Consider the following 25,110-nt stretch of genomic DNA (forward strand, 5'->3'; position numbering starts at 1 on the left):
TGGGAACTACACAAGTATTTGTATACAAAAAAGGCTTACAGATGCTAATTTCTGTAAGCCTTGTATATTCGTGAATGCCACTTACTGTTATTGCATTGCAAACACCGATTTGAGCAGAGGTGTAGTTCTTGCTGCCACATCAGTGCGTATTTCTTTTTCCTTATCGCCTATCTTCACAAACAATCCATTGATTGCCTGCTGGGTTACATACGCTGTAAGATTAGGGTTTACAGGTTTTACCAATGGTATTTGGTTGTATTGAGTGATGATCTGCTCCCATACCTTATCAGCCCCCACCTTCGAGAGCGATGCCGATACCTTGGGCTCAAATGCCGATACCAAAGCTGTTGAGGTATTGCTCTTCAGGTAATTAGTAGCTGCATTATCTCCGCCTTTGAGGACGCCCATCGCATCTGAGAAATTCATATTCTTAATTGCCGAAATAAAGATAGGCTTTGCTTCTGCTACCGCACTCTCCGCCGCTTCATTGAGCACTTTCAAACCTTGGTCGGTCAGCGAACCCAAGCCCACACTGCGAAGCGTTTTATCCACCTTTTGAAGTTCTTCAGGTAAGAGAATGCGCACCGCTTGGTCTTTAAAGTAACCCCCATCTTTACTCAGCAGGTCTACCCCACTGCTCACACCCATTTCCAAGGCTTGCTTAAGTCCGCTGGCAACATTATAACCTGCTCCTCCTCCATTCTGCTGAGTGTTTAACACCTGTTGCAGCTCATTACAACTGCTGAAACTGAATAGTGCCACGAGCACCAATAAACTAATTTTCTTCATATATAATTATTATTTAACATTTCAACACTATTACACAGATATTTCTCTGTAAATAGCATAAATTATCGCATATAAAAATGGGAAAGTAAGAACAATTCCAATTCCTACAAAAAGAATTCCCAACATTGAGATCATAAAACCTAATGAAAGTAACAAAAAGATTGTAAAAATAGATGACAATACTTTCTTATAACTAAAAGCCATCGCATCTCGCAGACTTTTATCTTGAAAAATAATAAAAGGTACCGTTAATACAAACACAATTGAAACAAATAGCGGAATCCAAAAAGAAAAGGCATCCCAACCTAAATATATCAATCCATAGCTTAAAAATCTCTTCAATAAGTTCACTAACACCGTATAGCCCAAGATACGCGCTGTGTACACCGATCTATAATAAGAGAATAGCACCTGCAATGTAGCCCGATTTCCTCGTAAAACATTGTCGAAGTTCTTATAAAAACCTGCTGTCAAAGGCATTGCCATACAGTATAATAGTAATTCAAATACAGCTAATTTCAGTTGAACCGACGGTTTGTCCAATAGCCCTTCAATCGCCCGTACATTCCCCTCTTTAAAAAGTGCGCTCAACTGGTCTAAACTCATCTCAAACAACACTGGGAGTAAGCTAAAATAAAGCGCAAAACCAATGAAAAAAGCAATAAGCATTCCAAGTGTATGCACAGAGAATGTCCGCTGATACACTCTTAAGGCATTATTCAATATATTTGAAACAGAAAGCATAACCCTTAAAATGATTGTGTTAATACAAAGTTCCGACGAATAAGTTCCTCATCCATTCCTATATGGAAATTATTCTTGTGATATTTAATCAAATAGATATACTTCACATACCTACGCACTTTCTCATAAAACAAAGCCGTAGGCTCCAACTCACCTGTGATGTATAGTGGAACCTGTTCAGTATCAATATCCAATTGCTCTATTGAGAACAAAATATAGTACAAGAAGTCATCAATAGTCTCATAACTAAATCGATTAAAATAGTACAACCGCTTTGCCTTAAATACTACAAAGTAAAACGACCCCTGCTCAGCATAAATGTACATTATCTCATAAGCGTGTGATGAGTAGTGTTTCAGGAACATCCTCAGCAGCGAGGTGGCAAAATGCTGATAGTCAAAACGCCCATAATAACTAAGTAACACATTATTTACTAATGTATTAGGCATATAGGCATTAATAGTTTCTATCGAACTAATCTTATCCAGCTCCACTGTACTGCGCTCCTCCTCCGTCACATCAATACTGTACTTCAGATACTCTACCGTTTCCTCATCCTTGCCAAACAAAGCCTGTGGAATTAACGTAAACTTCGGCGTATTGTGCAACACCCGTATCGTACCGAAATCCTGGCGAAGATCATCCTCTGAATCAATGATATAGTTTATCTGGCGTTCAATATCCTCCTTATTCTTGTAGTTAAAATTGATGGGAAAATTATAAATCGTCTCTACTAAGTTCAGCAAAGGGTTAAACACACAAAAAGAAAGTCCATCCAAGTTGATTTGAATGGACAATTCTTTAAAATACGTTCCTAAATTACTGTTGTTTCTTGGCAATTTTTGCATCATAAGAAGTTGGCCAGTTCCCGTTTGTATTCAATTCTTCCAAAGAGCCCACCTTAATACTTTCTCCTTTTACATCCGATACGTCATTCTTCTTATCAATTTCCTTCTTCACTAAGTCAGGATCAAGCCCACGTAAAACATCCGCCTTTAGAACAGAAACCTCAAATACAGGTGCTTGCACATCATTAGTTTCTACAGTGCCCACTTTCAGTGTAAACTGCTCATTCTTTGCCCCTTTACCCGTAAAATCAGGCAAATAACGCAAATCTTTATAACGATCTGAGCCCTTAAAGAGTGAATCTCTTACAGATACCTTCCCGAGCGTATCAATCACTACCCCCTGCTTCATTACTTCAATCTTAAATGTATTGTCGTACGCATTCCAGCTGGTATCACGTTGTGACGTAATCGTAAAATGCGCTGTCTCAATAAATTTAGTAAGTTCATCAAAATTATCAGCGTACTTCCCATTAATCAGAAAATAAGCCTCTTGCGCAGCCCTAATGTCCTTCAACTTCTTGATAACCTCAGTATAGCGCTCTGTTTTCACTTTATTAAACTCAATGGGCGCCATAATGGATCTGTAGATTAAGAAACAGAAAACTAAACCTATCACCCAAAACACGATTTGTAAGATTTTTTTCATCATTTTAATAATGTATTAATTATAAACTTCTTGACTGGTATTGCGCAAAATTACGATAATTTTTCGTACTGAAAAAATATTTTCAAAAAAAATTTATAATTTTGCTCTCTCAGAACACGCTCAAATGGATCAAAATCACCTTTACAAAGCCCTTATTAGTGGCTTCAAACATACACCTACATCTTTGCAAAACAACGCATTACAGATGATAGCGGCGTTCCTATTAAGCCCCGATTCCTCTCAAAAACTTTTTTTGTTAAAAGGTTTTGCTGGAACGGGAAAAACTTCCATCACCGTCACCATAATTCAAAATTTGCCCCTGATCAACTACCATTTTGTGCTACTCGCACCTACGGGTCGCGCCGCAAAAGTGATGAGCCATTTCACCAACCAACAAGCATTCACCATCCACAAACACATTTATTACCCCAAATCCGAACAAGGCAACTTCTCCTTCCGCCTGCGTCCCAACCGCCAACACAACACCCTCTTCATCGTCGATGAAGCCTCAATGATCGCCGAATCCGACCTGCAACTCTCTGGGCAACAGTCGCTCCTCGACGACCTGATGCAATACGTCTACGCTGGAAAAAACTGTAAACTCCTGCTGATGGGCGACACCGCCCAGCTTCCTCCCGTCGGCGCACTCAACAGCCCAGCCCTCGACAGCAGTTATTTAGAAGGACAATACCACAAAGACGTCACCGAGATCGAACTAACCGAAGTAGTCCGACAAAAGAAAAAGTCAGGCATCCTATATAACGCCACAGCCCTGCGCGAAGAGCTCTTCTCCTACGGATATTTCAAGCAATTTCAGTTTGATTTGCAACCTTTTAGAGATATCATCCAACTCATCGACAGCAGCGAAGTGCAAGACGCCGTCAACAACGCCTACGATCGCTACGGGCTCGACGAGACTTCCATCATCGTCCGCTCCAACAAACGCGCCGTAATATGGAACCAACAAATACGCCGCACCATATTAGACATTGAGGACGAGCTATCGGCAGGCGACCTGCTAATGGTGGTGAAAAACAACTACTTTTGGTTCAAAAACAACAGTGAAATAAGCTTCATCGCCAACGGAGACACCCTCGAAGTGCTACGCATCCACGCCTTCCGTGAAGAATACGGATTCCGCTTTGCCGAAATTTCAGCGCAGCTGCTTGATTACCCCAATCAGCCACCTTTTGATACCGTTATCATTCTCAATACCTTAACCAGCGAGCACCCAGCCCTCACCTACCCCGAAAGCCAAGCCCTCTACCAAGAAGTTCTCGCCGATTACGCCGACGAGCCCATCGCCTACAAGCGTTACCTCGCCGTCAAAAACGACCCTTACTACAACGCCCTACAAGTAAAATACGCCTACGCAATGACCTGCCACAAAAGCCAAGGTGGGCAGTGGGATGCCGTCTTCATTGAGAAACCCTTCCTGCCCGATGGCATCGATGAAGGCTACCTCCGATGGCTGTACACCGCCCTCACCCGTGCCAAGAAGCGCGTATACCTCGTCGGCTTCCCCGAAGAAGACTTCCTTGAGCCCTTCGACGAATAGACCGCCGCAATCGAACCGACAACGGAGCCACAAAATAAATCACTCTTATGAATCATACCATTAGAATTACGATCGAACAAAGCTCAGACGACTTTTACTGGGCTTATGCTGAAAATGTACCTGCACTCACTGGGGCTGGCGCTACCGAAACAGAGGCAAGAGAAAACATCTTAGAATGTATTGAACTACTCAAAAAAGAGAATAACCACCCTGCAGTTTTAGATGACAACTACACATTGTTGTACGAGTTCGAGAGAATTACAAATGAAGAAGAAGTCTTAGCACAATAAAACTGAGAACTCCTCCTAAAACAAAAAAAACTTTGCCAGAGATACCTCTGGCAAAGCCTTGTAGAAAATTTTAAATCTATAATAAAAATGAATACTTTAGCCTTTCACTAAAACTTATACCCAATCTTGATGCCAAAATTAGGCTCTACCGCCCAGAACTTCTTATTGTCGTTCACCTCTTTACCAAAATTACGCCCAATATTCGCATACGGAGCAATGATAAAAGTGTCGTCATAGTTCCAGATATAACCACCACCGATACCTAAGATAAAACTATCCAGTTTCGTCTTAGCACCATCCTTATCCTTATAAGATCCTGAGCGCACCTTCATAAATGGGTTGATATAGAAGCCCGTGCCCCCGTCCTCATCAAAATAGTAGTTGTAGCCTACCGAAAAGCTGGTAGCGTTGTACTTCTCACCATTGCGCTTAGGGAATACCGAAAAGCGGTCGTTAAAAAATATCTGACCTTCTACCGATTGATTAGGCGCTACGTAACGTTCATACCCGATTTCCACCGAAGTAAGCCATATCGCATTAAGAATGTTCAGGTTTACTTGGTTCTTCTTAAAATCGTCGTTCTGAGCGAACCCCTTTATCGATACCAATAGTACTGCTGCAAGTAAAAAAATTCTTTTCATTGATTCTCTTATTTTTAAATTCACGGCAAAGGTACGACTTTTTCCTTACCTACAAAAATTTTTCAATAAAAAATCTACAAAAAACTTACTTTTCCAATTTTATTACAACTCAAAAACCCCTGCAAATCACATCTTTTTCGTACCTTTGCACCCACAAACTACCTAAGATAACACCTTTACAAATGATGACAAACACACCACTGGCAGAGCGTATGCGCCCCAGCTCGCTGGCACAATACATCGGGCAGCAACACTTAGTAGGCGAGAACGGGTCGCTACGACGACAGATAGAGAATGGGCAACTGCCCTCGCTGATCTTCTGGGGACCCCCGGGGACGGGCAAAACTACGCTGGCTAACATCATTGCACAGCAGACCGACCGCCGCTTCTTCACCCTGAGCGCCATCAACTCGGGTATAAAGGAAGTCCGTGAGGTGATTGAGCAATCCAAGCAAGGTGGAGGACTCTTTGCCGCACGCAATCCCATCGTATTCATCGATGAAATACACCGTTTCAACAAAACACAGCAAGACTCCCTACTACAAGCCGTTGAAAAAGGTTGGATTACCCTCATTGGCGCCACCACCGAGAACCCCAGCTTCGAGGTGATCCCAGCGTTGCTATCCCGTTGTCAGGTGTATGTGCTCAACGCCTTTTCGCGGCAAGATTTAGAGCAACTGCTGCACAACGCCATCGAAAATGATGCGAAGTTAAAGCAAATGAACATCCGTTTGGAAGAAACAGAGGCGCTACTTAGGCTTTCAGGAGGCGACGGACGAAAACTACTCAATACATTCGAACTTGTGGTAGGCGCCGCACCCAATCCGCAGGAGATTACGATCACCAACGACTTCGTGTTTAGCGTCGTCCAGCAAAATACAGTGCTTTACGACAAAACAGGCGAACAACACTACGACATTATTTCCGCTTTTATAAAATCAATGCGAGGTAGCGACCCCAACGGGGCTGTTTACTGGCTGGCACGGATGATTGAGGGCGGCGAAGACGTGAAATTCATTGCACGCCGTATGTTGATCTTCGCCTCTGAGGACATCGGAAACGCCAACCCCACAGCTACCATAATGGCTAACAGCGCCTTTCAGGCAGTCACCACGATTGGCTACCCCGAATCGCGGATCATCCTCAGCCAATGTGCTACGTACCTCGCCTCTTCGCCAAAGAGCAATGCCGCCTACAAAGCGATCAACAAAGCACAGCAGGCAGTAAAGCAGCACGGCGATCTGTCGGTGCCGATACACCTGCGCAATGCCCCTACCAAGCTAATGAAGGAGCTCAATTACGGAAAGGACTACCTATACCCTCACGATTTCGAAGGAGATTTCGTCCCTCAGGAGTATTTGCCCGATGCGCTACAAGGCACTAAGTTCTACGACCCTTCCGACAACCCTCGGGAGAACGCACTTCGGGAGTACCTGAAAAGAATGTGGGGAGATAAGTACGAATATTAACCCTCCGCACCTTAAAATAAAACTCCTACCCTCAAACGAGGATAGGAGCCCAGTATAAATAGTAAAAAATAATTAGATTGTTGTTTCTTCAGGAGGCGTTTGCGGCATTTCACCCGTGTTGTCCTTATCATCATCGCCCTCGCCATTCTTTTTCTTCTTGCGTCGGATGGTAATGATCGTGTCGAAGTATTTTCTACCGTTGTTGATGATGGCAAGTATCTCCGTATAGAACGGCGTTTTCTTGAGTTGTGCCGAAGCGTATACGTAGAGCGCCAAAGTTTGGTAGTCGTCGATGAGTTTCTTCTTCAGTGGTAGGATTTCGTAGGTCGTTTTTTGCACGTCCTTCTGTGAGCGCGAACTAAATACCTTGTTAAATTGGGTGTTAGCTGCGTCGAGCTTATCGATGAACTTCTTCAAATTAAACAATTTCACTGACGACGCATATTCTTTGGAGCGCAATTTCTCCACCAGCGTCACTACATTGAGGGTTTCCTTCTCATACACTTGGCTGGTGAGGTCTTTATAAGTGTTGAGCACCGTAGCTAACTGCTCGTAAGCATCCTTCTCTTCTGGGTCGGTCGAGGTTTTGTAGACATTAATCAGATTCTTCAAGGCTTGGAACGCCACATCGCGCTCCTTGTCGTAGCTTGCTATTTTTTTAGTCTCCTCACGCCCTCTGATCTGGTTCAGCGCTAATTTGTAGACCGCAATTTGTTCCTTCAGCGAGTCGAACGACTTTTTGAAGTCTTCATCTTGGCTGGCATCCTTTCCAAGTGCCTCAAAGTCTTCGATAAAACGAATAATCAACTGCCCCAGCTCCGTATGATGGAGGCGAGACATATGCAATTTTGTTAGTTTTAAATTCGTCATAATATAATTTTATTTAATTTAACATCAATTCTACTAAAATACATTCGTAGTAAAAGCATTTATACATTAAAACACCTCAACTACGAGCGACATTTATATAAAGCAACTTCCAAACTACACAACTACGCTCGACATTTATATAAATACACCCTAAAACTATCAAAATACGAGTATTTTTTAATCAAATAAACTCAAAAACACATAGAATACGTTCGTAATTTACATAAATAAACTCATAAACCACCCACCTACGTTCGACATTTATATAAACACAATTTAAAACGCTACAACTACGCTCGACATTTATATGTTTTTATACTAAAACTATAAAAACACTTCCGTAGTTATATATTTTTAAAAAGCATTCCATTAAAATACGCTCGACAGTTGCTATTTATCACTTTAAAAGTAATCAACTACTATAAAACAAAAATAGCCTGATACTCTCAATGCTTAACTACGGTACAAAGGTACATAAAATAACCATAGGTTCCACAAGTTTAACAAAACTTTAACATTTTTTGTTTTTAAATATATGTAAACAACCCCCGCGCTTCGCGCACCCCCTTCAAAGGGGGAGAGCTAACGTGCCGAAAAAGCACCTTATATAATAAATAGGTATAAATGCGGTATGTTTTTTATCCCCCTTTGAAGGCGGTGCCTGAAAGGCGGGGGTTGTTCTCCAATTATACATTATCCACTATCCATTATACATTAAAAAAAAGGAGCCACAAAGCTGTAACCCCTTTTTTTCATTATTAGTAACTCAAAATAAATTCAATCACAAGTAATTTTCAATTACAAATCGTTCCATATCTCTGTAATTCTTGTAAATAGTATTAGGAATTGTAAATTGAGTAGTACTATTGACCTGAAAAACAATGCGACGAAATGCAAATAAGCGCAAAGAAAGCGTCTCAACATAAATATCAGCCACATAACTTATAGGATACGCTCTCTTCGGGTGTAAGTTTTTACAATCTAATATAATTTGCTCTTTTTCCATCCGTATTTGAGGATATTCGTAGTATCTATTGATAAAAAACGCGCAATAACCGCCTATTGTAATCAGTGAGAACAAAAATGCTTTTATATATCTGCCCTCATAGATAGTATACCCCAATAAAAACAATAACACTAAGGCAAATAGAAGTAGAAACACCAAAACCCCTGCCGCATAACGACTCTCCACCCGCTCCAACGGTCGATATCCCGATAAATTTATGTCCTTTACACGTCCAAACATTTTTTACGCTCTACTCTCTACTCATTACGCTCTACTCACTGCTCTCTGCCCTCTGTTTCCTGACCTCTGATCTCTAAAAACAAACTATCTATTAATGGTAAACGGCTGTCCGCTGTATGGTTTGGCGTATTCGTGTTCGAGGCTGGTCTCAAGCATTCGCGTTTCGAGGGCACAACGGTAGACTTCGCCCTTGAGGTACTTCTCGATCATCAAAGAAGCAATGGGGGCAGCCACTCGCGCGCCGTAATAGCCATTTTCAACAAAGACGGCAATGGCAATCTTAGGGTCTTCGGCAGGAGCGAAGGCGACAAATATTGAGTGGTCGGTAAGTTGCATTCTTTTACCGTTGATTTTCACGTAATTCTCCGCCGTACCCGTCTTTGCAGCTACGTTGATGCCCTCAATGTGGGTGCCGCGGGCTGTTCCGTTGTCGTAAGCGAGGCGCATCCCTTGGATTACGGGCTCAAAATGGCGGGGGGCGATGGTGGTGTTCTTGCGGGTGGTAAATTCGCTGAAGGGTGTTACCTTATTATCGATCTTTTTCACGATATGCGGCGTATAAAAGTAGCCACGGTTGGCGATTGCCGCCATCACGTTCGCCAATTGTATGGGCGTGGTGAGGATCTCCCCTTGCCCGATGGCGTTTGAGATGTTCGTAGTGCCGTTCCATCTGCCTTTGCCGTACTGTTTGTCGTAGAGCGCCACGTCGGGCACTTTGCCAGCGCGCCCTGTGGGGAAATCGCTGCCGAGGAAGCTGCCGAGCCCGAAACTTTTCACGTGGGCTGTCCACCGCTCCATTCCCACGGCTGACGGTCGGTTGAGATCGATCGCGCGCTTGTAAGTGTTGGCAAAATATGAGTTGCACGACAGCGCAATGCCGTGCAGTAGGTCGTTGGAGGCGCGCCCACAGTGGCAGCGCATAATCCTACCCCCGAAACGGTATCCGCCGCCGCAGGAGAAGACGTTGGCGGGCGTGATCACCCCCTCCTGCAAGCCGATCAGCGCATTGATCACCTTAAATGGCGAGCCTGGGGGGTATTCGGCCAAAAGCGTACGGTCGTAAAGGGGTTTGGCGATGGAGTCGTTATAAAGTTCGGTGTAGTTCTTCGAACGCTCGCGCCCGACGAGCAAATTAGGGTCGTAAGTGGGGGCAGATACCAGCGCGAGGATCTCTCCCGTCTTGGGTTCGATCGCCACGATGCCGCCGTGCTTGTGCTGCATCAGTAGTTCGCCGTAAGCCTGCAAGCCGATGTCGATCGTCAGCTGCAAGGGTTGCCCCATAATGGGCAGGGTGTCGAGCGCGCCGCTTTTATAACGCTCGATGGCTGCGTTGTGCTTATCTTTCTGGAAAAAATGGACGCCCTTCTTCCCGCGCAAAAATTCTTCATACTGCTTTTCGATGCCCTGACGCCCGATGAGCTCACCGGCGAGGTAATATGCGTTGTTTTTCAGCTCCCAATCGTTTACTTCGCTGATATATCCGAGCACGTTGCCCGCGTTGTGTGTGAGGTAGTTGCGGAGCATTCGCTTCTGGATGTAGAAGCCGTCGAACTTATGTAGTTTCTCTTGTAGCACGGCGTAATCTTCCTTCGACAGCTGGTGGACGACCACCGAGGGCTTCTTGCTCGAATAGTCGCGTGCTTTTTTGAGTTGCTCGACGAAGTACGCCCTGTCGAGCTTCAACAATTGGCTGAGCTCGAGGGTGTCGAGGTTTTTCACTTCGCTGGGCACGACCATCACGTCGTAAGCAGGCTGATTGGATACCAACAGTTCGCCGTTGCGGTCGTAAATGTAGCCTCTCTCGGGGTAATCATAAACGGTTTCGATGGCGATGGGGTCGATTACGGCAGGATCTTCGGTATGGAAAAGTACCTGCAAGAAAAACAGCCGCACAATAATGACGACTGCTGAGAAAAGGACGATAAATGCTAATAAATATTTCCTCATTTTTTACTTCCTCCGAATAAATAGATGAATAATAAGCACGCTGTGATGCTGAACACGGAAGCCACGGCTATCTTCAACAGGGTGATGAGTACGTGGGCGAAATTGAACACTTCTAAAAAGTAGAATAGGGTGTGGTGCAGCAAAACCATCATCGTGGTATAGCTGAGCACTTTGGTGAAGGGGTATTCGGTGAGCTTCAGCTCTTGGTATTCGAAGTTTTTCCCGAAAACTACTACCAAAATTGGCTTGCGGGCGTAGGCAATCAGCACACTGCTGGCTGCGTGAAGGCCGCCCGTATTGGAAAACATATCAATCATTAGCCCAATGAAGAACGAAAGAAAGATCAAAGGGGTGCGATTCTCGCGATAGGGAGCCGCGATGATAAACAGAATATAAATCATCGGGTTCACATAGCCCCAGTACTCAATGTGATTGAAGATACACGCCTGCAAAAGTACCAAAGCGACGAAGAGTGTGGTTTGTTTTACAAGTGGATGGGTCATTGAGGGTCTTGATTTTCTAATTTGTTAATCTCATTTCTGTCCTTATTCTCAATGATGTAGACATCGTCGAGGTTGGACATATCGGTGAAGAGCTTCACGTCGATAATGTAGGAGCTGCCTGAGGGGGTTTTCTCGTAATGCACGATTCTGCCGATGGGGATTCCTTTGGGGAAGACCTGCGACTGCCCTCCGGTGACGATGGTATCGCCGTTGTGGATGGGAACGATGTTCGGCACTTCCACCAATTGTACGATGTTCAGGTGTTTCGTGTCCCATTTGAGCGTGCCGAAGTGCTCTGTGCGTTTGAGCATTGCGTTGATGAGTGATTTTGTGTTGAGCAGGCTCTGAACGGTGGCAAATCTGCCCGAAGTTCGCGAGATCATCCCTACGACGCCCTGAGGGGAGATCACACCCATATCCTCGCCGATGCCATCGCGGGTTCCTTTGTTGATGGTAAAGTAGTTTTTATCCATACGGAAGCTATTGCGGATCACATTTGCCTTCATCACGCGGTAGGGGATGCTGTCGTTGCCGAAAGTTAGGGAGTCCGTCTCGGCGGCGCGGTGAAATTTCTCCTCCAATTCGAGCACTTTGGCTCGGAGGGCTCTGTTTTCTTCTGCCAACAGGGCGTTTTTATCTCTCAGCCCGAAATATTCGCCCCAATAAGAGGAGAATTCGTACATTTTCCCTGAAATGACGTTTGCGGAATTGAGGTAGATACTCTGCGGATAGTAATTGTCGCGCATCACCAGCGAAACAGACAATACAAACAGCACCAAGAACACGAAAAAGTCCTTGGTACGGATGAAAAATTGTATAATCTGATTCATAGGTGAGTAATTAGAGATCAGTAAACAGTGAACAGAGGTCAGCGATCAGGGGTGAGCAATATGCAACGAGTGATTGCCGTCTGACTGCTGACCTCTGCCCTCTGATTTCTGCATTTATTTTAAAAGAATGCTTCTGAATTTGTTGATATTCTTCAAGGTGATGCCTGTACCTCGTACGACTGCGCGCAAGGGGTCTTCGGCTACGTAGACAGGGAGGTCGGTTTTCATCGAGATGCGCTTATCCAAGCCGCGCAACATCGCGCCTCCGCCTGCCATATAGATACCTGTGTTGTAGATATCGGCGGCGAGCTCTGGCGGGGTCTGAGAGAGGGTCTCCATTATGGCGTCCTCGATGCGCAAGATGGATTTGTCGAGTGCTTTTACCATCTCGCGGTACGATACCTGCACTTGTTTGGGCTTGCCTGTGAGCAAATCGCGCCCTTGCACCATAATGTCCTCTGGCGGAAGGTCGAGGTCCTCGGTGGCTGCCCCAACGGTGATCTTGATATTCTCGGCGGTGCTCTCGCCCACGTAAAGGTTGTGTTGGGTTCGCATATAGTGGACGATGTCGGAGTTAAAGATGTCGCCAGCAATCTTCACTGACTTGTCGCAGACGATACCTCCGAGTGCAATCACGGCGATTTCGGTGGTGCCCCCCCCGATGTCGATGATCATATTGCCCTTTGGCTGCATAATGTCCAAACCGATACCGATGGCTGCTGCCATTGGCTCGTGCACCAAGTAAATTTCTTTGCCGTTTACCCTCTCGCACGATTCGCGCACGGCACGTGTTTCCACTTCTGTGATGCCCGAGGGGATGCACACTACCATACGCAGCGAGGGTGAGAAGAAACGCTTGCGCAGGGCAGGGATGCTCTTTATCAGTGAGCTGATCATCTGCTCTGAGGCGTCGAAGTCGGCGATTACACCGTCCTTCAAGGGGCGGATGGTGGTGATATTGGGGTGTGTTTTCCCCTGCATTAGCCGTGCTTCCTTACCTACGGCTATAATTCTTCTGTTGGTTCTGTCGATTGCCACGATCGATGGGCTATCAATCACGACTCTATCATTGTGGATGATAAGTGTGTTTGCGGTTCCTAAGTCGATGGCAATTTCCTCTGTCAAGAAGTCAAAAAATCCCATATTATTCTCTTTCTAAATTGTATATGTATTGTGAATCAGTGTCTTGTAAATTAAATATGCCTTAATTTTGCGAGTGCAATTTTACGAAAAATATTTGGACTGGCAAAATTTATTTGCAAATTTAAGAAAATTTTATTATTTCGAGTGATTGATGGAAGTGGTTGAGAGGAGCTGTAAGTAATTGGGAATAAGTTGGTTTGCAATGTTACTTAAAATTTATCAGCGTCTTAAATTTTTTAGTAATTCAGCAGGTAATTCAACGAATAAATTGTTTGTTTGGGGTAAAAGAAAAAGAGATACGCCGCAACGTATCTCTTTGATTGTATAATAGTGTTTTTCTTCGTTGTTACTTCATTGTGATCTGCTTTACATCCATTTTGGCTTCACGTTCTTTGGCTTTCTTTATCCATTGAGGGACAATTTTTTCCATAAACTCTTTTTTCTGAGCGCGTTCTTTTGGAATGTCTAAACCGATGTATTTCTGTAGTACGTCTTTCTTGAACTCAGGCAGTGGCACTTCTTGGTTGTAGCCGTGTTTAGCCAACACTCGTGCTAAGCCTAAGCGGGCTTCACGTGCAAAGCCTAAGCCAGCCGCCGCCAAGCGCTGCACTTCCACAGGTGAGTGGAATGATGCCCCGTGCGAAGCTACTGAGTAGTCCCAACGCCATTGAGCCCTGCGGATTGCCTTTAAGATAGGCTCCATTTCTGCCTCTGTAGCCCCTACTTCCCAAGCCTTTTTAGCCTCAATGTGGGCGATGGCTGTTTGGCGAGCCAACTGAGCGGTACTTTCTTTCACTTTCTTCTGACGCTCGTGTACATCGCTTACTAAGTCATCAGTTTTTTCTCTGTGGCATACAAAGCAAGAGTTCTCTATGTTAGTAAGCGGCGAACCGATGTGGTGATCAGTGAATTTCTGTCCACCTTCTGTCTTGTAAGGCATATGGCAATCAGCACACGATACACCGCGTTTGGCGTGTACGCTGGTTTTGTAGATCTCATAGTCAGGGTGTTGTGCTTTGAGAATCTTAGCCTTGCTCAGTGGGTTGATATAATCATAATACTCAATATCATCATAATACTTTTCAGCATCTTCTAAGGTAAGCCCGTTTTTCCAAGGGAAAGTGAGGTAAGCTGCCCCTTCGTACTTCTTCTTATCAAAATAATACTCAACGTGGCACTGTGCACACACTAAGTTACGCATCTCTTGGTGTGATTGCTTGTTGATGTCCTGACCCATAGCGGCAAATGCTTCCTTGAGGGCAGGGCGCGTAATGGTCAGGTTCATTGTCTTCGCATTATGGCAGTCGCCACAGCCGATAGTGTTCACCACTTCGCTACCAAAGTCCGACCACTTTTTGCTATAGTATTCTCTCACGCCGAGCTCTTGCATCAATCGAGGTACATCAGGTCCCTTACAAGTCCAGCAGGTAGAAGGCTGAAGGTCGCCATTGCCGTCAATCCCTGGCGAGCCTGTACGAAGGTTTTCGCGTAAATCCTCAATAGCGTGACGGTGCCCACGAGGCTGGTTGTAGTCGTGACTAAAAGCATAGCCTGCCCAGAGGATCACCATTTCAGGGTTTTCAGCCAGCGCATCGCGGTGCCCACTTGAAAGGTAAGGACCGCTATAATATAAGTAGTGTCAATCGTTTTGTTATACGATTCGTATTGACGCGGATAGTTCAGCCCCCATACTGAGTCGCGAGGCTCAATCCTATCGGTACTGATTTCAACCTTAGGTTTATAGGCAAATACTGCTTCTTCCTTGCGACTGGCAATATCTGAAATAAGCCAACCTAAACCGAACACAATAATCATTGTTCCAATAAATAATACCCAGTTCTTCATCACTTGTTAGTTTTAATCTGTTTGTTAGTTTCTTTACTTTCTTTTTTTAATTCGTCTTCGAGCCACTGAGGTACATTTTTATGATTCTCAGCGGGGTCGAATTGTGTAGGCTCTATTTGGAGACCTATGGAAGAAAGGCCTCTTTGCTTGCTATGAGGCACTCCTCTATGGCAATCCCAACAAAGCCTATCGGTGCGATCGTGAAAATGATTCGCTACCGTAGCCGAAGTGCGCCCATCGGTTACAATCTCGATGTGGCAGCGGATACAGTTGTCGTGTATCACCTTAATAGATGCATCTTTAGCCCGTATTACTTGTGGCTCAGAGTGTGTGGTGAACACATACGAGTGATACAGCCCGTCCTTTGCCTTGAAGTAGTACTTGCTAAAAACACTGTTGTGTGGCACGTGGCAATCGTTGCAAGTTGCCACCTCGCGGTGCGAACTCTTATTCCACGTCATATAATGAGGCGTCATTACGTGGCAGTTGATACAGGCCTTAGGGTCGTCCGACATATAGTCTGTTACTCTACCAAAGTAGACGATGAATAGCCCAAAACCTATTATAGCCCCGATAGCAATCAGTGCGGGTAGACGCCACTTCTTCGGTGGAAGAAGAGAAAACCTCTTTTTAGTGTTTTTATCAGTTGCCATTTGTTAGTTTATTTATGGGACAAAAATACAATCTTTTTCCATATTTTGTACACTCAAAACGTAACTTTTCGTAATTTATTCATAATCTAAATAAAGTGTATAGTATAAATAGCTGTTTTTGTTGATTTTAACCTAACAATTAATACATAAAAGTCCCTATTTAGTCGGGTAAAAAAAGCGTTTTTTCTGTAATGAAGTTTCGTTATGGATCCGTTAGGTAACCGTCCAACAAAAGAGAACACAAAACTTCGATTAAAGGGAAGGCAAATGAGGGAGGCTCTCCTCAATAGAAAAAGATTTTCTACCTTGCAGTTGGGGCTTATTTAAAAAAAAGTTGTACTTTTGACCCCGCAATAAAGAGTAAACGAGTTATTTTGTTATCGTATAGACGTCATATCACTTTTATAATCAGTTTATTAGTCGTTGTTTGTGGCTTTTATTACGCTGAAGTTTTTGCCTTTAGATCATTTCACTTTCAGCGTTCTGAGTCTTTTTTTGTTAAAGATACGATTAAAAATAAGCCCGAGTCAATGAAGGATTCTCTGCGCCGTCGCCATCGCCGTGGTAGGGCTGAGAAACCTGTGGAAAAGACGAAAGATACGCTGAAGAACGACACTATCAAGAAGCCTAAAAATGCTTTGGAGGACATTGTGCGGTATAAGGCGAAGGATAGTATCATCTTCAATAAGGTAAAAAACGAGATTACGCTTTACAACGAAACTAATGTGCAATATACTGATATTGACATTACTGCGGGGATTGACGTCATCAATTATGAAAAGGGTGAGGTGTACGCAGGGCGCCTGAAAGACAGTGTGGGGGAATACGAGCAGCATCCTGTTTTTAAGCAAGGTAGCGATGTGATTGAGCCTGACTCTATCCGCTTTAACTACCGCACTCAGAAGGCGATTATCCGCAATGCCTACACCAAGCAAGACGAGAACAATGTGAAGGGGGAGATCATCAAGAAGGAGAATGACTCTACTTACTTTATGAAGAACGCTATCATCACCACGGCTGAGGACTTGGACGACCCTGACTATTACATCCGTGTGCGCAAAGCGAAGTTTGTGCCTAAGAAGAAGATTATTGCGGGCTTCAGCAATATGTACATCGTGGATATTCCTACGCCTTTGGCAATTCCTTTTGCGTACTATCCGATGGTGTCAGGGCGCACTTCGGGGCTTATCTTTCCGACCTTTGGTGAGGTGAACAACCGCGGCTATTTCTTGCAGAACCTCGGTTATTACTTCGTGATTAGCGACAATTTCGACTTAGCCCTCACCGCCGATTACTACACCAATGGTAGCTATGGACTGCGCGGACAATCGGCTTATGTGAGACGTTATAAATACTCAGGGAACTTCAATATTTCGTTTGAGAATAACATATACAGTATTAAGGGATTACCTGATTATTCAGGCAGTACGATGTACAACATCCAGTGGTCGCACTCTAAGGACAGCAAGGCGAACCCGAACTCTAACTTCTCGGCATCGGTGAACCTATCGAGCAATAGCCGCTATTATCAGGAGTCGTACAACCAGATCAATAACTCCAACTTCTTGAACAATACGATGATGTCATCGGTATCGTACTCGAAGACATTCCCTGCTTATCCGTCGATTAACCTCTCGCTCTCGGCATCGCACTCGCAGAATACCAACACAAAGAGCATTGATATGACGCTGCCTTCCTTCCGTGGAAGTATGGAGCGTATCTACCCGTTTGCCCGTGAGGGGCAGGCTAAGAAAGGGCTTATCAAGAGTTTGAACTTCCAATACAGTGTGCAGGCGGATAATCGCTTCTCTACGTACGACAGTCTGTTCTTTAAAAAGAAGATGTTTGACGAGGCTAAGAATGGTGTGCGGCATTCAATCCCTATTAGTACCACTACTAAGCTGTTTAAATACGTTACTTTAGGGCTCAACTCTTCTATCAATGAGACTTGGCAGTTCAAGACTATTCGGCGTGGAGACTTTAACAGTTCCACAGGCAAAAGCCCTATTGATACGCTGAGTGGTTTTGACCGCTTTATGACTTATAATTTGGGTGCGAGCTTGGGAACCACCATCTACGGTACTTTCCGCTTTGGAAAAAATGCTAAGATACAAGCCATTCGCCACGTGATGCGCCCTTCGGTGAGCTATGGCTATACCCCTTCTTTTGACCAGTATTACGACTATTATATTGCAGATGCTTATGGCACCCAACGCGAGTATACGCGTTTTGAAAACGGTATCTACGGCACCCCTGGGCTGAATGAGTCGCAGTCAATAGGGTTTTCACTTGCCAATACTTTTGAGGCAAAGGTGAAACAAAAGGATAGCACAGCCAAGGAAGCGAAGAAGGTGATGCTGCTCAATAGTTTTAACCTGAGTACTAATTACAATGTGATAAACAAGCAATGGAGCCCGCTGAACATCACGGGGGGTACAGCCTTCTTTGACGGGAAGCTCGGGGTGAACTTTGGGGCAACACTCAATCCTTATGCTATCGACAACACAGGCAGGCAGATGGAGAAGTGGAATATCGACAATGGGGGTAGCCTCTTCCGACTGACTAATGCTAATATCTCGACCAATTACTCATTCTCGAACAAAGATAAGAAGGATAAGAAAGACAAGAAGCAGAAAGATACGGGTACGCTTGCAGGAGGACGCTCGGATGACTTATTTGGCTCATCCAAACCATTGAATGAGTTTGGGGAGAAGAAGCCTGAGGAAGAGCAAGCTGAGGAGAAGAAGACCTATTACAGTGCTAAGATCCCTTGGGATTTAACCTTGGCACACTCGCTGAGCTACTCGAACTCGGCACGTGAGAATAGGATATCGAACAACTCGTTGATGTTCTCGGGCAACGTATCGCTTACACCAAAGTGGCAAGTGGGGCTATCTAGTGGTTATGACTTTGTAGAGCAAGGGTTTACTTACACCCAATTGCGTTTTGAGCGCGACTTGAACAGCTTTAGGATGAGCTTTCAGTTTACGCCCTTTGGCTACAGAAGCTCGTGGTATTTCTTCATTGGTATCAAAGCATCGATGCTCTCTGACTTGAAGTGGGAGAAGAATAAGGCACCAGACAGAGTGCTGAGGTAGTGAATGCTCAACACATCATCGTAAATCAATAACTGTATATAACAAAAAAGCCCTTTCTGTGTTACAGAAAGGACTTCTCATTTACTTATAAATGAACACAAATTGATTTAATTATTTACGTTTTTTCTTCTTTACATAAGCGGCTAAGGCTTCCAGTTCATCATACCAATCTTCTCCAAATTTACGAATCAAAGCCTCTCTGACAAACTTATAGACAGGCACTTGCAACTCTTTACCAAGGGTGCAGGCATCATCACAAATAGGCCAACGATGGTAGTTGACTGCGGTAAAAGAGCTGTACTCTTGCAAACGAATGGGGTAGAGATGGCACGAGATGGGTTTCTTCCAATCGATCTTCTTATCGTTGTAAGCTTGCTCAATTGCACAGAGTGCCCAACCCTTTTCATTGTGAACCACATAGGCACACTCTCCGCCATCAATCAGTGGAGTTTCCCATTCACCATCTTCTCCTTTTACGTAAACACCTTGCTCCTCAATAGCTCTGCGCCCTTGCTCAGTAAGGTAAGGAGCTACCTTGGGATAAATGCGCTCTAAGGTATTGAGCTCGCTTTCATCTACAGGAGCGCCTGCATCGCCTTCAACACAGCAGATGCCTTTGCAAGCATTGAGGTTGCAGACAAAGTCGTTTTCGACAATTTCTTCTGAAATAATGGTACCTTCTATCTGAATCATAGTAAAGTCGTTATAAACGTTTTTAAACAGCTTTAATAGCCTTCTCAAATGGAATGCGCTGTGCAATACTTCGCCCAAGGGTGACCTCGTCAGTATACTCTAACTCAGATCCTACGGCTACCCCTCGTGCAATAGTAGAGACAGTAACATTGTAGGGTTCTATCTGCTGGTAGATGTAAAAGCCTGTAGTATCGCCCTCAATGGTATTGCTCAATGCGAAGATAAGTTCTTTGATGTTGCCTGATTTGACCTTTTCTACCAAAGAATGTATATGTAGATCAGAGGGCGAAATACCATCAATGGGCGAAATTTTCCCTCCCAGCACGTGATATTGCCCGTGGAACTGTGCCGTGTTCTCAATAGCCAAGACATCTCTAAAATCTTCAACCACACATACGAGACCATTATCGCGAGTAGGGTTTTCACAGATTTCACAGAGTTCAACGTCTGAGATGTTATGACAGTTTTTACAGTATTGGATATGTGTGCGCAATGCCAATAAGGCGTTTGCCAGTTGGACAGTTTGACCTTCGGGCTGCTTGAGCAAGTGCAAAGCGAGCCTGAGAGCTGTGCGTTTACCAATACTTGGCAGTTGTGCTATCTCGTAGACAGCGTTTTCTAATAGTTTTGATGAGAATTCCATAAGCGGGTACAAAGGTAATGAATAATTCATAATGCACAATGGATAGTGTGTGTTCTTTTGATTCAGGAGTATAAAAAACGAAAGAGGACGAATTTCACAACTGTCCCCTTTCAATCACTAACTAAAAAACTCAATCACTATGACTTTTCTTTTTATGGTTATACCGTCATACTAAATATTTTAGTATCAGGTATCTTACGTTGTAGACGCAAGTCGAATGCCATACATATATTTCTTATAAAAGGTTTGCCCCTATCGGTTACCTCAATGCGATTTTTCCCTATCTCAACAAGCCCATCGTTTTCCATTTCCTTGAGATGTGCAAGAACCTCGTTTATCTCTGGGAATTGCAATGAAGGCTCTTCCCACGAGGTGGTAAAACTACACATCAGGTTGAGGATATGCCTACGAATGATAAGGTCTTCAGCATTGAGGATATGACCTCTGAATACAGGTATTTCATTCTTCTCAAGGCGGGCGTAATATACCTCTAAGTCCTTCTCATTCTGTGCGAAACCGTACCAACTATCACTGATGGACGACATACCCAAACCTATCATCACCTGCGTTTTTGAGGCTGTATAGCCCATAAAATTACGATGCAGATTGTGCGACACAAAGGCTTTGTACATACTATCGGAGGGCAGGGCAAAATGATCCATACCTATCTCAATGTAGCCTGCCTCTAAGAGGTGCTTTTTACCCGTTTCGTACAACTGGCGCTTCACATCGCCGCTGGGCACATCTTCATCCTTAAAGCCTCGCTGCCCGCTGCCTTTGATCCAAGGGACGTGCGCATAGCTGTAAAAGGCAATCCTATCAGGACGCAGACTATTGCTCCTATCAATGGTATAGAGTACATCATCAAGAGTTTGGAACGGAAGTCCGAACACCAAATCGTGACTGATAGACGTATAGCCGATACTTCGGGCTGCCTCAGTTACCCGCTTGACATTCTCGTAAGGCTGCACGCGGTGGATCGCCTGTTGCACCTTAGGTGAATAGTCCTGAACACCATAGCTTACACGCCTAAAACCAAGGTTGTATAAGATTCTCAGGTGTGCTTCGGTGGTGTTATTAGGGTGCCCTTCGAAGCTGAATTCGGGCTCAGCAGCCTTGGTAGCACGAGCGAAAATTCCTTCTATAAGCCGCTGTAATTCAGTAGGCCTAAAGAACGTAGGGGTACCACCGCCCAAGTGTATTTCCTTGATGATGGGGCGCTCAACAAGGAAATCAGTGTAGAGCTCCCACTCTTTGAGCACGGCATCAATGTAGGGGGCCTCCATCTCGTGGCGCTTCGTAATACGCTTATGGCAGCCACAAAAGGTGCACAAACTCTCACAAAACGGCAGATGTATGTAAAGACTAATGCCTTCGGTGTGATTGCTCTCGGCATAAGACTTTAGCAAACTTTCTGACCACTTATCAGCACTGAACAATGTGCTATCCCAGTAAGGTACAGTAGGATAGCTGGTATACCGTGGACCTGCCACGTTATATTTCTGGATAAGTGATAGCGCCATTTTGGGTTCAAAAATCGTGCAAAGATACTACTTTTTTCATTTATAGAAATACTTTTTGCAAATTTTATGTTTTTTATTTGGGAAAGGAGACGCTACAACTGGGAGTAGAATGACATCAAAAGTGCGTACTGATCAGGGTTGGGTAAGGATTCGTTATCTGTCCGTTATCTCTTCGATTGGGATTCGTTTTTTCAGGAGACACCGCCCTACTCTACTGACTAATCGGCTATGTATAGGAAACCTTTGGACTGTTTGACTTTGGTGCCATCTGTGTATTTGAATAAGTAAAAGTAGGTGCCTTGTATGAGTCGGTTGCTTGAAGAAAAAGTATTTTTGACGTTTGAGAAGCCCCTGAATGCCCTTTCTTTGTTGTTGTAGCCCTTTATCTCATATATTTTTACTCCTGAAGAGCTATATATAGTGAGTTCATTCTGTGGATAATTTTCGGCTTTATCAATATAGAGGAGATTATTTTTGGAATTTCCACTAAGGCTTATAGCATTGTAAAATGTTGGTTCAGATTTTGTTAGGAGTTCCTTTTTCGTTTGAAGGATAGATACTGCTACTCTGTTACTTTCGCAGTCGCCTTCTACGATAGATAGGTATAGTTTGGAGGTGGTAATCGGGTCGGTAAGCATCAGTGAGGTGGGGGCATTGAGGCTTTTATACCAACGATATTGCCCTTCATTCTGAGGAAGATCGGCAACGATAGGATGGTCGCCCAAGGTAACTGGGCTAAGGGTTGGCGGAGATGGCTTAGACTTGCGTTGTGGGGTTGTGAAGGTAGTGCTGACATTGCATTCGCCTCGCTGGGCAGTAAGAGTATATACCGTGCTGAATGTCAAACCGTTAAGCTTCCCGTCGGATGGGATGTTTTGACCATTGAGCAAGTAATACACTTCTGTTGTAGGGATGAATTCGGCAGTGGCATAGAGGTCTCCACAGTGTACGGGATGCAGTGTGAGCGCAATAGGTGGAAGTGGTATTTTCTCTGCGGGTGTAGTAAAAACAGTGGTCGTTATGCAATTGCCTTTGACAGCTGTGAGGGTATAAATTGTACTAAAAGAGAGCTGTTTTAGTTCTTCTCCACTAAGGATAGGCGTTTGATTGATCTTGTATTGGGTATCTTTCTCTCTTTTTAGCGCTACCGAGACAAAAGTGTCGCCACATTGCACTTCATTCAGTCTAAATTCGATAGGACTTAAAGGAGGTTTCTCTGTATTAGCGTTAAAAATAGTCGAAGTTGTTGTATCTTTATCTCTAAGGGCTATAACTTGATAGGTTTTTCCTTCTTCAATGGTAAAAGGAGAGGCTAACTGAGTGTCAGAGAGGGTTCCTTCGGTGCTCAATTTGTATGTTACTCCTTTTTGAGGATTGATAATCGTGCATAGTGTACCGCTATGCTCGCAAGTAGCTGAAGCTACTGACACAATGGGCGTTTTCAAGGGCATTTCTTGCGCAGTAATACAGATATTATCAAGCGCCAGAGGGGCGTTGCCCGTTGCTTTGAAGGCTATGTAGCGAAAGGCATTGGTTGTAGGTATGTTTCTAATTTCATCGGTGTAGAGGTTATTATCAAAAGATTTTTTGAGATTACGTTGTGAGTATATTTTATTCTTTTCTTGCACATAAGTAGCTTTAGGTTTCTCGGTAAGGTAGATATCAAGGTGTGCATTACCCTCACTCTGAGGAACAAAGTAGCTAAATGCGATGTTAAGGTGTTGCTCGCTCTCAATGGGAAAAGGGATGAATAAGAAGTCGTTATTAGCACCTCGTGCTTTAGGTGTTACTTTTATCACTTGATTGTCTTGAAGATCTTGGAGGTACTTTGACAAATTCCATTGATGACCATCGCGGTTTGCATCTTCAACGATATAAGTACCTGAAAGTGTGAGTGCTGAAAAATCTTCGCAAAGACCATTGATAGTCATTACGGGAGAGGTCATTTTGAGCCAGTTGCTTTTCAGGTTGCCATCACATACGTTACGCAGCCATACGTAATAATGGGTATTAGGAGAAAGGTTGGAGATTTCCGTAGTATTTGTGTAGTTTACAACGCCTGTAAATATGCCCTCAGTAGGATTTGAGTTAGGAAGAGTTTCAGGTGGAGTAGCGATGTCATTAGTACTGATATAATACTGAACTCCAGGTGAAGTACTCAGCCAATTCAAGCGAAAAGCGTTAGGCTTTATGTCCGCAACAGATAAAAAAGTGGGAGCATTACAGACAGAAGGTAGTATTAGAAGGCGTTGCCACTGGGTTTTATCATTCTGACAAAGGGAGCGGATAAAGAAGTAGTGGTTTTGGGTAGGATCTACTGTTTGGAAGGTTGAAGTCACGGTAGTTTGAAGTGTTGAGGTAGGTATTTTATCTAATTCAGAAAGTGCATATTCATACTGCAAAGGTGTTTCAGAAGGAGCTTTCCAAGAGATTTGAAGTGTATTGGTGGTAGTATAAGCGTAGGTAATGTTAGAAGGTTGGGCGCAGGTAATTGGAGCGTTTTGTACTTGTAATGAGATATTATCGACAGCGATTCGAGTAGCAATATCTTGTGTTTTTCCTCCAATTGAGAGATAATAAGTTGCCTCAGCATCAAGGTCAAGGATTAGATCGTCAGGTTTTAGTTCTACCCATTGCTCGTGTTTTTTGATAGGCGTTTGCCTAAGAATAGAAGCTCCTGAACTGGGGTTTGCCCTATTGGGTATAAGAAATACAATAAGTTTGTTCTCGTCAGTGCCATCTTTTTTGTTATAGGTATTAAGCTTAGCATAACAATGGAAATGAATCGTATTTCTACCTTTTTTTAGTTTGACAGGGCAAGTCATATACTCAAAAAAAGATTCACTGTTAGTGGTTAAAGCACAGAAATACTTACCACTCTTAGCTCTCGAGCGGGTATCCTCTCTGGTTACAGCCCAAGTCGTACTTTCCCAACAAGATCGGGTTTTTTCTTTATTAATAGGAATACCTTTGTTTGTTTTATCATTACGATGCGTTCTATTATCCCAATTTTCTGAAATCTCAGTAGGGATCGCTCTACACTGTGACCAGTGTGGTAAACTTATTAAAAATAATAGTGTAAGTAAAATAATATGCTTGGTAGTCATTGTGTTTGGGGGTTAGTTGTTAAA

20 protein-coding genes and 1 pseudogene are annotated in these 25,110 nt (G+C 43.9%); 4 read left to right on the forward strand and 17 right to left on the reverse strand.

Annotated features, from left to right (window positions below; translation table 11 throughout):
* Positions 1–87: 87 nt before the first annotated feature.
* The 4 genes from AXF12_RS11000 to AXF12_RS11015 are packed head-to-tail and all read right to left on the reverse strand — an operon-like array spanning position 88 to position 3,027.
* Complete coding sequence (locus tag AXF12_RS11000) at positions 88–789, reverse strand: DUF4197 domain-containing protein (protein WP_066431165.1); 702 nt, start codon at positions 787–789, stop codon at positions 88–90.
* Positions 790–819: 30 nt separating this feature from the next.
* Entirely contained in the window at positions 820–1,533 is a 714-nt protein-coding gene (locus tag AXF12_RS11005) for a hypothetical protein (RefSeq protein ID WP_066431166.1), read from the reverse strand.
* Between the two features lie 5 nt (positions 1,534–1,538).
* The gene (locus AXF12_RS11010; RefSeq protein ID WP_066431167.1) at positions 1,539–2,384 is read right to left on the reverse strand and encodes a DUF3822 family protein; all 846 of its coding nucleotides are present in this window, start codon (positions 2,382–2,384) and stop codon (positions 1,539–1,541) included.
* The gene (locus AXF12_RS11015; protein WP_066432016.1) at positions 2,353–3,027 is read right to left on the reverse strand and encodes a hypothetical protein; all 675 of its coding nucleotides are present in this window, start codon (positions 3,025–3,027) and stop codon (positions 2,353–2,355) included. The genes AXF12_RS11010 and AXF12_RS11015 overlap by 32 nt, the downstream gene beginning before the upstream one ends.
* A gap of 124 nt (positions 3,028–3,151) precedes the next feature.
* On the opposite strand from AXF12_RS11015, the gene AXF12_RS11020 reads away from it, so the two are divergent.
* A complete protein-coding gene (locus AXF12_RS11020) occupies positions 3,152–4,585 on the forward strand; it encodes an ATP-dependent DNA helicase (RefSeq protein ID WP_066431173.1) in 1,434 nt (477 codons plus the stop codon).
* A gap of 47 nt (positions 4,586–4,632) precedes the next feature.
* Positions 4,633–4,875: a type II toxin-antitoxin system HicB family antitoxin gene (locus AXF12_RS11025; RefSeq protein ID WP_066431176.1), complete on the forward strand. Its 243-nt coding sequence runs from the start codon at positions 4,633–4,635 to the stop codon at positions 4,873–4,875.
* Positions 4,876–4,982: 107 nt separating this feature from the next.
* Here AXF12_RS11025 and AXF12_RS11030 read toward each other — a convergent pair whose 3' ends face one another.
* The gene (locus AXF12_RS11030; protein WP_066431179.1) at positions 4,983–5,516 is read right to left on the reverse strand and encodes an autotransporter; all 534 of its coding nucleotides are present in this window, start codon (positions 5,514–5,516) and stop codon (positions 4,983–4,985) included.
* A gap of 182 nt (positions 5,517–5,698) precedes the next feature.
* On the opposite strand from AXF12_RS11030, the gene AXF12_RS11035 reads away from it, so the two are divergent.
* Positions 5,699–6,985: a replication-associated recombination protein A gene (locus AXF12_RS11035; protein WP_066431185.1), complete on the forward strand. Its 1,287-nt coding sequence runs from the start codon at positions 5,699–5,701 to the stop codon at positions 6,983–6,985.
* Positions 6,986–7,057: 72 nt separating this feature from the next.
* Here AXF12_RS11035 and AXF12_RS11040 read toward each other — a convergent pair whose 3' ends face one another.
* The 8 genes and pseudogenes from AXF12_RS11040 to nrfH form a co-directional block, all read right to left on the reverse strand.
* On the reverse strand, positions 7,058–7,825 hold the full coding sequence (locus AXF12_RS11040) for a DUF6261 family protein (RefSeq protein ID WP_066431188.1): 768 nt from the start codon (positions 7,823–7,825) through the stop codon (positions 7,058–7,060).
* 811 nt (positions 7,826–8,636) lie between these two features.
* Positions 8,637–9,101, reverse strand: a complete 465-nt coding sequence (locus tag AXF12_RS11045) for a hypothetical protein (protein ID WP_143325068.1) — start codon at positions 9,099–9,101, stop codon at positions 8,637–8,639.
* 84 nt (positions 9,102–9,185) lie between these two features.
* Positions 9,186–11,048 (reverse strand): penicillin-binding protein 2, encoded by a 1,863-nt coding sequence (gene mrdA, locus AXF12_RS11050; protein WP_066431194.1) that lies wholly within the window; start codon positions 11,046–11,048, stop codon positions 9,186–9,188.
* A complete protein-coding gene (locus AXF12_RS11055; protein WP_066431197.1) occupies positions 11,045–11,551 on the reverse strand; it encodes a rod shape-determining protein MreD in 507 nt (168 codons plus the stop codon). Before AXF12_RS11055 ends, mrdA begins: the two co-directional genes overlap by 4 nt.
* Entirely contained in the window at positions 11,548–12,381 is an 834-nt protein-coding gene (gene mreC / locus AXF12_RS11060; protein ID WP_066431199.1) for a rod shape-determining protein MreC, read from the reverse strand. The genes AXF12_RS11055 and mreC overlap by 4 nt, the downstream gene beginning before the upstream one ends.
* Before the next feature lie 114 nt (positions 12,382–12,495).
* A complete protein-coding gene (locus AXF12_RS11065) occupies positions 12,496–13,524 on the reverse strand; it encodes a rod shape-determining protein (RefSeq protein WP_066431202.1) in 1,029 nt (342 codons plus the stop codon).
* 346 nt (positions 13,525–13,870) lie between these two features.
* Positions 13,871–15,369, reverse strand: a pseudogene (gene nrfA / locus AXF12_RS11070) (ammonia-forming cytochrome c nitrite reductase).
* Positions 15,369–16,022 (reverse strand): cytochrome c nitrite reductase small subunit, encoded by a 654-nt coding sequence (nrfH, locus tag AXF12_RS11075; protein WP_066431205.1) that lies wholly within the window; start codon positions 16,020–16,022, stop codon positions 15,369–15,371. The pseudogene nrfA and the gene nrfH overlap by 1 nt, the downstream one beginning before the upstream one ends.
* 407 nt (positions 16,023–16,429) lie before the next feature.
* On the opposite strand from nrfH, the gene AXF12_RS11080 reads away from it, so the two are divergent.
* On the forward strand, positions 16,430–19,120 hold the full coding sequence (locus AXF12_RS11080) for a putative LPS assembly protein LptD (protein WP_095114493.1): 2,691 nt from the start codon (positions 16,430–16,432) through the stop codon (positions 19,118–19,120).
* Positions 19,121–19,231: 111 nt separating this feature from the next.
* On the opposite strand, the gene AXF12_RS11085 is transcribed toward AXF12_RS11080, so the two are convergent.
* The 4 genes from AXF12_RS11085 to AXF12_RS11100 all read right to left on the reverse strand — a co-directional run bounded on the left by AXF12_RS11085 (position 19,232) and on the right by AXF12_RS11100 (position 24,804).
* A complete protein-coding gene (locus tag AXF12_RS11085) occupies positions 19,232–19,813 on the reverse strand; it encodes a DUF3109 family protein (RefSeq protein WP_066431211.1) in 582 nt (193 codons plus the stop codon).
* Between the two features lie 22 nt (positions 19,814–19,835).
* Positions 19,836–20,456: a recombination mediator RecR gene (gene recR, locus AXF12_RS11090; RefSeq protein ID WP_066431212.1), complete on the reverse strand. Its 621-nt coding sequence runs from the start codon at positions 20,454–20,456 to the stop codon at positions 19,836–19,838.
* A 158-nt stretch (positions 20,457–20,614) separates the two neighbouring features.
* A complete protein-coding gene (gene hemN / locus AXF12_RS11095) occupies positions 20,615–21,979 on the reverse strand; it encodes an oxygen-independent coproporphyrinogen III oxidase (RefSeq protein ID WP_066431230.1) in 1,365 nt (454 codons plus the stop codon).
* A 218-nt stretch (positions 21,980–22,197) separates the two neighbouring features.
* Complete coding sequence (locus tag AXF12_RS11100; RefSeq protein ID WP_066431232.1) at positions 22,198–24,804, reverse strand: T9SS type B sorting domain-containing protein; 2,607 nt, start codon at positions 24,802–24,804, stop codon at positions 22,198–22,200.
* Positions 24,805–25,110 lie beyond the last annotated feature (306 nt).

This window comes from Capnocytophaga haemolytica, assembly GCF_001553545.1.
In the GTDB taxonomy this organism is placed as follows: domain Bacteria; phylum Bacteroidota; class Bacteroidia; order Flavobacteriales; family Flavobacteriaceae; genus Capnocytophaga; species Capnocytophaga haemolytica.

Coding starts and splice junctions, on each gene's coding strand:
- nrfH (WP_066431205.1), bottom strand. CDS start 16,022: ATGGCAACTGATAAAAACACTAAAAAGAGGTTTTCTCTTCTTCCACCG.
- AXF12_RS11100 (WP_066431232.1), bottom strand. CDS start 24,804: ATGACTTGCCCTGTCAAACTAAAAAAAGGTAGAAATACGATTCATTTC.
- AXF12_RS11025 (WP_066431176.1), top strand. CDS start 4,633: ATGAATCATACCATTAGAATTACGATCGAACAAAGCTCAGACGACTTT.
- AXF12_RS11055 (WP_066431197.1), bottom strand. CDS start 11,551: ATGACCCATCCACTTGTAAAACAAACCACACTCTTCGTCGCTTTGGTA.
- AXF12_RS11035 (WP_066431185.1), top strand. CDS start 5,699: ATGATGACAAACACACCACTGGCAGAGCGTATGCGCCCCAGCTCGCTG.
- AXF12_RS11045 (WP_143325068.1), bottom strand. CDS start 9,101: ATGTTTGGACGTGTAAAGGACATAAATTTATCGGGATATCGACCGTTG.
- recR (WP_066431212.1), bottom strand. CDS start 20,456: ATGGAATTCTCATCAAAACTATTAGAAAACGCTGTCTACGAGATAGCA.
- AXF12_RS11020 (WP_066431173.1), top strand. CDS start 3,152: ATGGATCAAAATCACCTTTACAAAGCCCTTATTAGTGGCTTCAAACAT.
- AXF12_RS11010 (WP_066431167.1), bottom strand. CDS start 2,384: ATGATGCAAAAATTGCCAAGAAACAACAGTAATTTAGGAACGTATTTT.
- hemN (WP_066431230.1), bottom strand. CDS start 21,979: ATGGCGCTATCACTTATCCAGAAATATAACGTGGCAGGTCCACGGTAT.
- mrdA (WP_066431194.1), bottom strand. CDS start 11,048: ATGAGGAAATATTTATTAGCATTTATCGTCCTTTTCTCAGCAGTCGTC.
- AXF12_RS11085 (WP_066431211.1), bottom strand. CDS start 19,813: ATGATTCAGATAGAAGGTACCATTATTTCAGAAGAAATTGTCGAAAAC.
- mreC (WP_066431199.1), bottom strand. CDS start 12,381: ATGAATCAGATTATACAATTTTTCATCCGTACCAAGGACTTTTTCGTG.
- AXF12_RS11040 (WP_066431188.1), bottom strand. CDS start 7,825: ATGTCTCGCCTCCATCATACGGAGCTGGGGCAGTTGATTATTCGTTTT.
- AXF12_RS11000 (WP_066431165.1), bottom strand. CDS start 789: ATGAAGAAAATTAGTTTATTGGTGCTCGTGGCACTATTCAGTTTCAGC.
- AXF12_RS11015 (WP_066432016.1), bottom strand. CDS start 3,027: ATGAAAAAAATCTTACAAATCGTGTTTTGGGTGATAGGTTTAGTTTTC.
- AXF12_RS11005 (WP_066431166.1), bottom strand. CDS start 1,533: ATGCTTTCTGTTTCAAATATATTGAATAATGCCTTAAGAGTGTATCAG.
- AXF12_RS11030 (WP_066431179.1), bottom strand. CDS start 5,516: ATGAAAAGAATTTTTTTACTTGCAGCAGTACTATTGGTATCGATAAAG.
- AXF12_RS11065 (WP_066431202.1), bottom strand. CDS start 13,524: ATGGGATTTTTTGACTTCTTGACAGAGGAAATTGCCATCGACTTAGGA.